Annotated in this window: 9 protein-coding genes and 3 pseudogenes; 4 read left to right on the top strand and 8 right to left on the bottom strand. The window is 67.7% G+C overall.

Annotation, left to right across the window (positions count from 1 at the left end; all coding sequences use genetic code 11):
• The first annotated feature begins 563 nt into the window (after nucleotides 1–563).
• The gene (locus tag ACIBB8_RS29245) at nucleotides 564–836 is read left to right on the top strand and encodes a hypothetical protein (protein ID WP_366689144.1); all 273 of its coding nucleotides are present in this window, start codon (nucleotides 564–566) and stop codon (nucleotides 834–836) included.
• Nucleotides 837–1,014: 178 nt separating this feature from the next.
• On the opposite strand, the pseudogene ACIBB8_RS29240 reads toward ACIBB8_RS29245, so the two are convergent.
• The 5 genes and pseudogenes from ACIBB8_RS29240 to ACIBB8_RS29220 all read right to left on the bottom strand — a co-directional run.
• Nucleotides 1,015–1,315, bottom strand: a pseudogene (locus ACIBB8_RS29240) (tyrosine-type recombinase/integrase); the annotation flags it as partial.
• A gap of 27 nt (nucleotides 1,316–1,342) precedes the next feature.
• Nucleotides 1,343–1,732 carry a RidA family protein gene (locus ACIBB8_RS29235; protein ID WP_366689170.1) on the bottom strand — a complete coding sequence of 130 codons (390 nt, stop codon included), beginning with the start codon at nucleotides 1,730–1,732 and terminating at the stop codon, nucleotides 1,343–1,345.
• A gap of 662 nt (nucleotides 1,733–2,394) precedes the next feature.
• Nucleotides 2,395–3,813: an ATP-binding protein gene (locus ACIBB8_RS29230; RefSeq protein ID WP_366689143.1), complete on the bottom strand. Its 1,419-nt coding sequence runs from the start codon at nucleotides 3,811–3,813 to the stop codon at nucleotides 2,395–2,397.
• Nucleotides 3,814–4,799: 986 nt separating this feature from the next.
• Nucleotides 4,800–5,750, bottom strand: coding sequence for a hypothetical protein (locus tag ACIBB8_RS29225; RefSeq protein ID WP_398957124.1), 951 nt, complete (start codon nucleotides 5,748–5,750; stop codon nucleotides 4,800–4,802).
• Nucleotides 5,747–6,295: a SigE family RNA polymerase sigma factor gene (locus tag ACIBB8_RS29220; RefSeq protein WP_398957122.1), complete on the bottom strand. Its 549-nt coding sequence runs from the start codon at nucleotides 6,293–6,295 to the stop codon at nucleotides 5,747–5,749. Before ACIBB8_RS29220 ends, ACIBB8_RS29225 begins: the two co-directional genes overlap by 4 nt.
• A gap of 397 nt (nucleotides 6,296–6,692) precedes the next feature.
• Between ACIBB8_RS29220 and ACIBB8_RS29215 the strand changes: the two genes are divergently transcribed.
• Nucleotides 6,693–7,259 (top strand): Uma2 family endonuclease, encoded by a 567-nt coding sequence (locus ACIBB8_RS29215; protein WP_398957119.1) that lies wholly within the window; start codon nucleotides 6,693–6,695, stop codon nucleotides 7,257–7,259.
• Between the two features lie 123 nt (nucleotides 7,260–7,382).
• On the opposite strand, the gene ACIBB8_RS29210 is transcribed toward ACIBB8_RS29215, so the two are convergent.
• Nucleotides 7,383–7,910, bottom strand: a complete 528-nt coding sequence (locus tag ACIBB8_RS29210) for a hypothetical protein (RefSeq protein WP_398957117.1) — start codon at nucleotides 7,908–7,910, stop codon at nucleotides 7,383–7,385.
• Between the two features lie 51 nt (nucleotides 7,911–7,961).
• Between ACIBB8_RS29210 and ACIBB8_RS29205 the strand changes: the two are divergent.
• Together ACIBB8_RS29205 and ACIBB8_RS29200 are read left to right on the top strand one after the other, a co-directional pair.
• Nucleotides 7,962–8,236 (top strand): annotated as a pseudogene (locus ACIBB8_RS29205) (glycosyltransferase family 2 protein); the annotation flags it as partial.
• Between the two features lie 114 nt (nucleotides 8,237–8,350).
• Nucleotides 8,351–9,479: pseudogene (locus ACIBB8_RS29200) on the top strand (hypothetical protein).
• Nucleotides 9,480–9,618: 139 nt separating this feature from the next.
• On the opposite strand, the gene ACIBB8_RS29195 reads toward ACIBB8_RS29200, so the two are convergent.
• Together ACIBB8_RS29195 and ACIBB8_RS29190 are read right to left on the bottom strand one after the other, a co-directional pair.
• Entirely contained in the window at nucleotides 9,619–10,305 is a 687-nt protein-coding gene (locus ACIBB8_RS29195; protein WP_366689137.1) for a response regulator transcription factor, read from the bottom strand.
• Nucleotides 10,302–11,462: a sensor histidine kinase gene (locus tag ACIBB8_RS29190; RefSeq protein ID WP_398957115.1), complete on the bottom strand. Its 1,161-nt coding sequence runs from the start codon at nucleotides 11,460–11,462 to the stop codon at nucleotides 10,302–10,304. The genes ACIBB8_RS29195 and ACIBB8_RS29190 overlap by 4 nt, the downstream gene beginning before the upstream one ends.
• Nucleotides 11,463–11,472 lie beyond the last annotated feature (10 nt).

The following is an 11,472-nucleotide window of genomic DNA, read 5'->3' as shown; positions in this document are numbered from 1 at the left end:
CCGCCAGGGTGAGGAAGCCGCCGGTGAGGGCCAACGCCGTCGCGGTTGCCAGGGTAATGCGCAGGGGGCGTCTGGTTTTCATGTGCCTTCTGACTTGAGGACCCGCGAAGACGACTGCACAGGGGGACAGGCTTCGCGGACGGGTGGGAGTGAGGATGGCGTGGGGGGCTGTCATTGACCGTGATGTCGGCGGGGGAGCCGCCGGCGATTCCGTAGTTCCTGCAACAGAGCGACCTGCAGTGGGCGCCAAAGATTGTACGGGAGTTCAGGAAATCGTTGAGGTCAAAGAGCAAGACGGCGCATAGGAGGCGTTGATGCCACCGTGAAGTGCCGTCGAGCGAGACGGGCACCAGGGACTGAATCCCGGCGGGCCGTGCCAGATGCATGCCAGAACGACCGAGGCACACCGGTCAACAGCGGTCAGTCATTCGCGCTACGCGTGGCCGGGAGCACGACTGTTTCCGCAGGTCGCGGCCACAGCTAACCGATTCGGGCCGGTGACTCCCAAGCTCAGAGCGCACCGTGGCCTTGACCTCATCAGTCAGCCTTGATCGACTGTCTCCATGGCCACGGACCCGAGCGAGTACGACGAGGTAGTGCCGCACATCAGGGCACACCTGGCTCGGGTGGGGCGGGCCGTCAGTCGAACCTGGACCGCCCATGCCCGGCAGCCGTACGGGCAGGTCCGCCCGGCACTCCTGGAGGCCCTGGAGAGCGAAGACGCTGGACGGATGATGCCACAGCTCATCGACGAGGTCGCCCGACAGATCTCAGAAGGCGTCGAACCCCCGATCATGACATCTACACGTGACATCAACGACGGCGGACAGCAGTAACCGCCACCACTTCTAGACAGCCTCACGCCTCTGGTCTTCCGGCACTATCGGGCCCCCTGGCTCGAACTCCTAAAGCGGGTGTCGCAGGTTCGAATCCTGCCGGGGGCACCGGGCAAAAGGCCCCGGACCGATCATGGTCCGGGGCCTTTTGACGGCGCAATTTGACGGCAGTCGCCCCTCAGGCCGCCGGTAGAAGGCGCTTGAGCAGCCGATCCATGTGGCCAATCGTTTTCCCGCTGGGTGTCGTGCACGACGTGCGTGTACACGTCCATCGTGATGCTGATTTGGCTGTGGCCGAGGATTTCCATGATGACCCTCGGTGCGACGCCTGCGGCGGTCAGTAGCGTGGCGCAGCCGTGCCGGGCGTCGTGCAGCCGGACCACCCGCAGACGGGCGTCAGCGGCGACCCGCGTGAAGGACCGGTAGACGTTGCGCGGCTCTACCGGCCGGCCGTTTCTCGTCGCGAAGATGTATCCGTTCAACCACCCGGTCAGAGGGTTACTGAGTCACCAGGGGATCACGGCCAGGGCTTCCACCTCCAGCATGAGCTCCGGCCGGTACAGGGCGGCCACCTGTACTGCGGTACTGGCCGGCGCACGCGCGGTGTCGATGTACGCGTCGCGGGCGGCCCGCACCTCCGGCAGTATGGCGACGTCGGTTACGTAGAAGGTGAATTTCGCGACCTCCGCGAACGTAGCGCCGCCTGCCGCCAGACAGCGCCGCAGGTTCTCGAAGACCTGACGGGCCTGGGCGGCGGCGTCGTTCTCCCCGACCACATTTCCCTTTTCGTCCAGTGCGACCTGCCCGGAGATGACAACCAGTCGCCCTTCGCCCACAACCACATGGCTGTAGCCGTTTCCCGGGGCGACCCCGTCGGGCGGGATGTGGGTGAGCATGGTCTCTTCTGACTCATCCGACACAGGTGTCCTCCTCGAACGACAGTTAACGAGGTAACGGTATAGGGAACCAACTACTGCCATGTCGCAGCCCGTTGAGCCGTGGTCGCAGCCTGTACCGCGTCTTAGCCACCTCCACCGGCGGAAGCCCGATGAGAGGTGATCTTCGAGTGAAGCCGCCTGTGACTCAGGCATCGCCGCAGCTCAGGAGTTGTGGCGAGCGACATCGCGCGACGAATCTCAGTAGAGACGTCACAACTCGACCTGGCCGCACTCGCGTTTGCGCGCGCCCCTGCGCACTTGCGTGCGCTCCGTGAGCGGGACCTACAGTCCGCTCCGGTTCAGTCACATGATGTCTCGCGAAGGGAACCCAGTGGACGAGGACGCACCCAAGCACACTGCCGAAGTACTGGACGAACTAAGTACCCCCTCGCACGTGCAGGTCCGCTCCTCCTCAGAACTGGCAGACAACATCGCTCATGCGGCATCGGTCGAAGACAAGAAGCGAGTTGAGGACGGGCGCGACCGCATGCGCCGGCGGACCGGCTATGGGCGGGTTCGTGGAGTTGAGCGGCAGGATCGAGTATCGGGGCCAGAGGCTCGGCCGGCCCAAGTTCGGCCAGCAGGCCGTACGCCTCCGGCCCAACACGTATCCCGGCTGCTCAGGAGGACCACCCCGAGAGGAGTTCCGCCGGGCCGTACGCAGCGTCGAGCCCCGCACAGTCGGTCCCGCTGCGCGAGACAGCGATCACAGGCACGGGAGCAGGCGTGAGCGCGGCGCGGTGTTGGTGCAGCGCCGCAAGATCATGCCGGTCGAACGGGGATTTCTCCAGCCACTTCACCGAGCCGACGAACAACAGCTCCTTGGCGATCGGCGCGCGGTCCGCTCCCACGATGTCGATCTCCACATCGTTGGTACGGGTCCAGTAACCGCCGATGGCGGGGGCGGCAGGGAGGTTCGCGTCGGGCAGCAGCCGTGCCAGCGCCTCACGCACCAGAGGTTCAACGGCCCTGCCACGCCAGCTGGTCCAGTTGTCACGGATGCGCTGCAGCGTCAGGTCACCCCGGCCCCGCTCGATCTCCTCCATCGCCGGCCCCAGGAGCTTCAGCCAGAAACGGAGGTAGGGATCCGCGACCCGGTAGCGACGATCCTTCGAAGGCCGCGTGGACACGGGAAGCTCCGCCGCGATCACCCGCTTGTCCGCAAGGATCCCCAGCGACCGCTGTAGCGGGGTCGCCCCAATGCCGCCGGCGGCGCGGGCAATATTGGAGAACGTCCGCTCACCGCTGCCGATCGCCGAGAGGACGGTGCGGGCTTGGACCTGCTGGGGGAACTCTGCAGCGAGCGAGCGCTCCGCCGACACCAGCAAGGCCGAGACCGGATCACTGAGTGCCGTCTGCAGGAACTCCCACATCCCGGCGCCGTGCGTCCACTCTGCACAGATCAGAGGCAGTCCACCAGTGATCAAGGCCGCATCGAAGGCCGAGGCGGGATCGAGGCCGAGCATCTCGCCCACCTCCGCCGGGTTGAGCGGACCCAGCACCATCTCCCGTCCGCGCTGGTGGAACGGGCGTCCATAGCTGTTCAGCGCTTCCATCATCGACAGGTCGGAGCCGATGAGAACCAACAGAACCGGCTTCTTCTCCAGCACTCGGTCCCAGGCCCGCTGAAGCATGCCCTCGAAGGCGCCCTCCGCATCCATCAAATAGGGCACCTCGTCCATGACCACCACACTCGCCCGGTCGTGCGGCAGTGCCGCCGCCAGTACATCGAAGGCGGCGTCCCAACTCGCCGGGCGGGCCGCGGACAGCAGATTCGCCAGCGGAAGGCTGGATGACTGCGCATCCTGGCTGAGCCGCTCCAGGTCCGCCCCCGGCGACGCCCCTGTGGCGGCATAGAAGAGGAACGGCGCACCAGACCTCTCGGCGAACCGCTCCACCAACCGCGACTTACCCACCCGGCGGCGCCCCCGAAGCATCACGCACCGCCCGGGCCTCTCCCCGCCGACCCCGGCCGTCACCTTGCCCAGCTCGCGATCCAGCGTCTCGAGCTCGTGCCGCCTGCCCACGAAATCTGCCATGTCGCCGCCTTCCCGAGTGTTACCCAACATCCTATGGTTACTAACATTACAGTTAGTAACATTAATGTTAGTGACAGCTAGCTCGAAGGAGCCTACTCACTCCGGACACCCACGGGGGAAAATCAGCCTTCGGCGCCACAGCATGGTCCGCCACTGGAGGCCCCACGGCCGCCGAATGCGTGGTGCGAGGGTGTGGTACGTCTCGATCTGCAGGTTCGGCGGCGCCGCGCCCATGCCCAAGGTAGGTAACGAGCGCCTTGTTGCAGGTGCCGAGCAGGATGCGTCCTCCGATTCTTGGAGCCGTGGCCAGGTGGTGAGCCCAGTGGGCCGCCGTCGTCGTCTTGCCGCCGCCCGCCGTACCGAGCACGACGCAGTGACAGTGTTCGTTCAGGAGGACGACGCCTCCCTGGTGACCCTTCGGTTCCGGTAACGAATGCCCCCTCGTGTCAGCGTGACGCGTCCATGATCATCTGGCATAGATGAGGCAGCGCCTTGCCCGACAGGCTGGTACGCGCCGCGCCCGCCGGGAGGTGGTGCGTCCAGCGACAAGGCCCCGACAGGCGCCATGCGCGCGAGCGAGCAGCCTGATCCCCATACCTTCTTCAATCGGTTGGAGGAACCGCGCTGCTCTGCTTGGCCGCGGTGCCGGTAGTCCAACAGCTGCGCCAGCGCAGCCAGCCCGCTCCTTGTAGATCTTGCTGGGCTCGCGTGCGCCGGTGCCCGCTCCACCGTAGGCAAAGAGCACCCGGGCGCGTGAGCGAACAGTCCGGCACGAGGTGTCAACGAGCGGGACTGAGCACTAGGGCCTGTTCTGTCCACAGAGGTTGGTGGCGGGGCTCTTGGCTCAGGGATCTCAAGGTGGGCGAGGGCCTTCTGGCCCGGTGTGGATTGCCACATCTGCACCGGCGACCAGAAAGGCCCTCGTGCCGCACGCTGACCGAATTCCGGGGGCGCCGCCCCCTGTGTGGCGCCCTGACCGGGTGGCGCTAGGGCAGCCGCTTCTCGTGGTTCTTGTCCTCGTCGGAGTCGTAGACCAGCTTGCTGTCGGCGTCATAACCCTTGATGCGCGGGGCCATGGTGACCTGCTGGTTCAGGACACCAGCGGCGACGAACCAGCCGTGGTCCAGGGCGGCCTGGCTGGTGGCGCCGCCGTAGGAGACGGTCACCCGGGCCACTGACGGCTCGACGGTGCCGATGACACCCCACCGGAACGGCAGCTTCCAGTTGCCGCGGTCGAGGACCGACTGCTGGTAGAGCTTGCCGCCGTTGATGTCGGCCATCACGGGGCCGGCTCCCGGCACATCGTCGGAGCCTACGCTGGCGTTGATGCCGGTTGCCTTGCCGTCCTTCACGTTGCAGATCAGTCGGGTCTGCTTCGGTTGCTCCTTCACCGCGACGACGTACATGCCATCGCCGGGCGCGTTGGAGTCGCCGATGCTGTTCATCGCCAGGATGATCCGGTACTCCTGGGCCGCGCCCAAGTCCGTGCGGAAGCCGGACGAGCCGCGTGTGTGCGACTGGTCGTATGCGAGGCACTTCTTCAGCCCGTTGACGGCCTGCCCGAAGGTGATCCCGTCAAGGAGCTGGTCCTTCGTGGCCGGCCGCGCGGGCCTCGCCGGCGACGCGGACGGCGTCGGTGTCGGCTTCGCTGATGTCCGCGGTGTGGCGCTGACCGACGGTGTCGATGCCACCGTGTTCCCACCTGCATCCCCGTCGGCCAGCGCGTACGCCCCCACGGGCATCGCCGCCAGCGTCACCAGGGCCGCCCCGGTCGCCGCCACCCGGCGTCGCCGCTCGATCGTGCCCCGGCGGCGGATCACCGGATACGGCACCGGCGCGGGCCGGATTGTGTTCGCGTCCTCGGCGAGCAGCTCGCGCAGCTGCTCCTCGAAGTCCCCGCTGGTTCCAGTCCCCTGCTGCTTCTGTTCCTCGTTCACCTGCTGCCTTCCTGCCCGGACGACACTCGGCTGCGGACAGGTTCGTCCACGACCTGCGCGAGCCCCGGATACGTACGCAACTTCGCCAGCGCCTTGGACGCCTGACTCTTGACCGTGCCGGGCGAGCAGCCGAGCATCTCGGCGACCTCGGCCTCGGACAGGTCCTCCCAGTAGCGCATGACGATCACCGCCCGCTGCTTTGGCGGTAGTCCGGCCAGCGCCGCGAGCAGGGCGCTGCGCTCGTCGGCCCACGAGACGGCCTCGTCGTGCCCGGCCACCTCCGGCGGCGCCGCGGTGAGAGCCTCCGTAACCCGCCGCTTGCGGAACCGGTCGCTGTTGCAGCTGACCAGTATCCGCCGGACGTACGCATCCGGTCTGTCGCTGCGCGAGACGCGCCGCCATGAGCGGTACGCCTTGGCCAGCGCCGTCTGAGTCAGGTCTTCGGCGTAGTGCACGTCGCCCGTGAGCAGATACGCGGTCCGTACGAGATGGGACCACCTCGCTCTGACGAATTCTTGGAACTCGGCCTCTTGTTCGGCCTGCATCGAGCACCCTCCCTCGCCCTCCAGACCACAGTTTCGGCGGATTCGGTTGCCCGGGATCCGGTGCCTCTTCGGTCAGGTGAGCGGGGCCACTGACAACCATCAGCTGGGACCGAAATGTCAAGCATCTCCCGGTACCGGACACAAGGCTCTCCGTCGGTGAGTTGCAACCTTCTCTACGAGTTCAAGGCACCCGACTCTGGCTGCGCCCGCGCTCCTGCCTTCGGCCCGTCGGACCGTTCAACCGCGGGAACCTGACGGTTGAGAAGTCCAAGGCCGAACTGCCCGCCGACGCCCCGGAGGATGGGGCGTGAGCGAGGTCAGCATGCCGGACGGGCGGCAGACAGTACGCTGAAGCAAGCGGGATCGGGCCCGCAGCGCAATGTCCGGGAGGTGCTTCATGACGGCCGAGATGGTGGCCCCGGCGTGGATGCATGAGCAGATCACGGTGGAGGAGTACGAGTCCTGGTCCGAGGAGCAGTGCGCCGGTATCGAGATCGTGGACGGGATGGTCGTAGTCAGGCCGAGTGCGTCCAAGCGGCACAACCGGCTGGCCCGGATTCTGGCGAACGCCCTGGATGCCGCCGCGGGCCCGGACTGGAACGCCGACACGGACTTCGACGTCCGGCTTCAGGACGTCCCGCTCACCAATCGCCGCCCGGACGTCGTCGTGTACCACGCGGACACGATCGACATCACCCCCACCCGCCCTGAGCACGTGCTGCTGGTCGCGGAGGTGGTGTCGCCAGGCTCGGAGACCACCGACCGGATCGTGAAGGCCGACCAGTACGCCAAGGCAGGCATCGGCTTCTACTGGCGGATCGAGCAGGCCGCGACGGGCGTGCCTCTCGTGTACACCTACGTCCTCGACCCCGCGACGAAGACCTACCGGGACGGCGACGTATTCACCGACGTCCTCAAGGTAGCGGCCCCCTTCCCAGTGGAGATCGACCTCGGCCAGATCTGACCCACGCGCTGCTCAGCAGCCCGCAGTGCGTGAGCGATGCGTGAGCGGACGGCCCGATACAGGGTGGCATGAGTCGGATCAAGCGTGCGTATAGACGTGGAGTGTGCGGGACGTGACGACCTCTCAGGCGTCGAGGTTCTCGATGGTTTCCTGCACCAGGCGGTTGCCCGAGCTGTAGAGCCATGCGGTCACCGGCGACAACTTGGTGACGGCCGCGCCCAGCCACTGTGGATCACCGAGGCGATCCAGTGCCTTCGCCTCGGAAAGCTTGCGAACCAGGGCCTTCAGCAGGAACACATGGCTGCCCGTGTAGTGGCGCTTGTGGTGCGTGTACCGCACCGACCACGGCTCGTGCGGGTGGCGGAGCAGCCCCTGCAGGGAGCAGCCGTCACGCCCGGTCCTATAAGGAGTCCTGCTGAACGCTCCGACGTGACCTCCGGTACGGGTGGCCTCCCACTTCCAGGAGGTCGCATGTACTCCCAGTTGCACGAACTGGGACCACTGGACAACGGACTGAGGCGCGGGTTCCGCGCGCCTGTAGTGCTCGATGCCCTCGGGCGTGAGCACCACGCACAAACCGTCCTTCCGCTTCGGATCCCCGATTATCCACCGGTCCCCGACCAGCTCCAGCGGCCCCAGGTGCTGCGCCACGATGTCCCCCTCGGTCCTGCCAATCCTCCGGACTGGCAACAGTATCCGGCGCCACAAGGGTCCCCGGCCCGGCACGCGGTCTACTACCGGTTCACCGCCCGGAACTGGGTGTGGCCGGCCGGCGACGACTTCCGATTGCCCTGGTTCCGGTCCATCTCGGCGTGTGGACCCTCCTCACCATGGCTCGCATCCGGTCCTTGAGCGGCCTGAAGGCTTGGTGGGCCGGGTTCATCGAGGGCATGCGGACGTCGTGCGGCCCGCGCAAGCCGATGAAGTGGCGCACGGTGTGGCGGATGACCTGGTTGGGGCGCCCGCCGATCCTCTGAGCTTGATTCGAGCCGACGGTGTTCAAGCTTTGGCTACACGGGACTTGGGTTCGTGAGGATGCGGTTGAGCTGTGTGATGATGCACGGACAACGACCGGCCCTGGGCGGGACCAGGTGTGCCAGAAGGGACGGGAACGCGTCGTAGGCAAGGACGGGGCGTCCATACCGGACGAGGAATGGGAGCGCTTCCTGCGGGAGGCCGAGGCCGGGACGCAGGGCGCGCCCAAGGAGCCGTCGGCGCGGGCCCGGATGGTGGCGCGGCGGATGCGGGAGGAGACCGACCCGCCAGAGGGGTGGCGGACTCACCAACCGGCCCGGCGGCGACAGGGCAAGGGCTGGTACCTGGTCGGTCTGCTGGTCGCGGTCGGCTTGCTGGTCGTGGCGCTGGATCCGGGGCGGGTGGCTGGATGGTTCGGAGGCGGAGACGGAGGCGGCGGGAGTGCCCCACTCGCCGCGGAGTCGGAGCCCCCGGATCACCCGCCGGCAACGGCGGCGGCAGCTCAAGCCCACAGTGAAACAGCCGTTCAGCGGGTCGTCGGCGGCACGGTGGGCCGACGGGGCGGCGGGGATCAGCCTTCCTGCGGCACGGGCGGCCGGCTGGATGAGCAAGGAGCAGGTCGCGCAGGCGCTCGATGGGACCCGGGACTTCCTTGTCGCGTCCAGCCTGGATCCTGATGTGCTGCGCGGGGAGCGGCCCACGAAGGCGATCGCGTTGATCAATCCGCATCAGCAGGATGTCCAGGACTACCTGGCGACCACGTTCCGCGCGCCCAGCCGGGAGAACGATCCTCTGCTGCTGTTCAGCCGATTCGCGAAATCGAAGGTGCGGCTCATCGGGAACGTGGTCAAGACACGAGGACGGATCACGTACCGGGAAGGTAAGCGCGGTGCGGTCGAGGTGACCACCGATGTCACGTACGTCTATCCGGTCGTACGTGCCGCATCGGGAAGCGACGAAGTCGCGCGCACCATCGTGCGCCGCGAGGTCGTGATGAGCTGGGACGACCCGGCGAAGGTGGTCATCGAGCCGGGGACGTTCTCCCTCGTCTCCTACAAGGTGGACACCACCAACGGAGGCTGTGACACCTTCACCGGCTACTTCACCCCCGAGTTCAGCGCCGAGCGCGCAGTCACGGACTCGGGAGACGGCCCCGAGGTCGACCCGTACGACCGGAGCACGTCGATGGACGCGCGCATGCGGGAGGCCGCCGAAGCGGGGTGCGGGACCGCCACACGGACTTAGCCAAGGGCTTCCTGTGCCACAACCGCGCCAGATCATGCGGGAACTCACGGGGAACTACGGGGGCCAGCAGGAGAGACGGCGAGTCCCCGTCGAAATGGGCGTGACAGGCCGCACGTTGATGGGGCGCGATGCGGGAACCTCACGCTCCATGCCGCCGGTCGCCTACGAGCCCGGTCTCGTAGGCGACGATCACGAGCTGGGCCCGGTCACGCGCGCGCAGCTTGGCGAGCAGGCGCCCGATATGGGTTTTGACCGTGGCCAGGCTCAGATGGAGATGCTCAGCAATCTCGGTGTTGGACAGCCCTCGGGCGATCAGGCCGAGCACCTCCAGTTCCCGGCCCGTGACCCCGTCCAACGAGCGATGCGGTGGCCGCCCCGGTTCCGGGCGGCGGGCGAACTCCGCGATGAGGCGGCGCGTCACCGAGGGGGCGAGCAGTGACTCACCCGCGGCGACGACGCCGATAGCTGTGAGGACATCGGCGGGCGGGGTGTCCTTCAGCAGAAACCCCGCAGCGCCGGCGCGCAGGGCGCCGTAGACGTACTCGTCCAGGTCGAAGGTGGTGAGGATGAGGACGCGGACGGCGGACATGGACGGGGCCGAGCAGATCTGGCGGGTCGCCTCGATGCCGTCCAGTTCCGGCATGCGTACGTCCATCAGCACGACGTCCGGCCGTTCGTGGCGCGCGAGGTCGACCGCTTCCCGCCCGTTCGCGGCCTCGCCCACGGCGATCATGCCGGACGTGTGGTCGACGAGCACACGAAAGCTCCCGCGCACCATCGCCTGGTCGTCGGCGATCAGTACCCGGACCAAGGTCTCGTCACTCACCCTTGTCGCTCTCCTTCAACAGGCAGCCGGACAGACACGGCGAATCCGCCATCCGGTCGGGGCCCCGCCGCGAAGCTGCCGCCGTACATCATCGCCCGCTCTCGCATCCCCAGCAGGCCGTACCCGCCCGGCAGTTCACCCCCCGCCGGTCGACGGCCGGCCGGTGGGCCCGCGTCGGTGATCTCGATACGGATCTCACGCGCATCCGCTTCGACCGTGACGTGGCAGCGGGTCGGTGCCGCGTGCCGCACGCAGTTGGTGAGGGCCTCCTGGACGATCCGGTAGACGGTCAACTGAGTCCCCTCGGCCAGGCCCTGTGTGCCGTTGACCGTCAGGTGGACCTCTACCCCGGCCCGGTCCGCCTCCGCGGCAAGCGTGTCCAGGCGGCCGAGGTCCGGAGCCGGCCCCAGGGGCGCACCCGAGGTGCGCAGTACGCCGAGGGTGCGCCGCATCTCGATCAGCGCGGAACGGCTGGTCTCCTCGATGACCTTGAGTGCGGCCCGTGCCTCCTGCGGGGCGGCCTCCGCGACATGACCGGCGACGCCCGCCTTCACGGCGATGAGGCTGAGATTGTGCGACACGATGTCGTGCAATTCACGGGCGATCCGCAGGCGTTCCTCGTCCAGCGCCCGCTCCGACCGACGCCGTTCCTCTCGCCTGGTCTCCGCGCGACGTCCGCGCACGATGAACCCCGCGCACCAGGCCCCACCGATCACCAGCAGCACGAGACCGGCCACCCCCACGGCACCCCGCCAGTCCTCAGCCGGGGTGACCACCGCTTCGCCGACGTAGACGGCGCCGCCCGCAACCGGCAATGCCAGTGCAAGCGCGCGCACGGATCGGCGTGTGGGTTCGGACAGAGCTACCGGATAGGCCGCCAGGCCCGCGGCGGCGTACGGCTCCCGGGTGATGTCGAGCAGCGACGCCGCGGCCAGCGCGGCGAGCACAATACCCAAAACGGCGAGCGGCCACCGGCGCCGTACCGCGACCGGAAGGCCGACCGCGGCGGCAACCAGGCAGCCCAGCCAGAACGGGCCTGAATAGGCGGGCTGACCGTCATCAGCGGTCAGCCGGACGAAGCTGACGTATACGGCAGTCAGGGCCAGCGCCGCGGTGAGGTCGAGAGCGTAGAGATGACGGCGGCCCCTGGGCTTCATGCCCCGACCG

This window comes from Streptomyces sp. NPDC051286 (assembly GCF_044455345.1).
Classification (GTDB): domain Bacteria; phylum Actinomycetota; class Actinomycetes; order Streptomycetales; family Streptomycetaceae; genus Streptomyces.
This window is presented reverse-complemented; position numbering and strand designations above follow the sequence as displayed.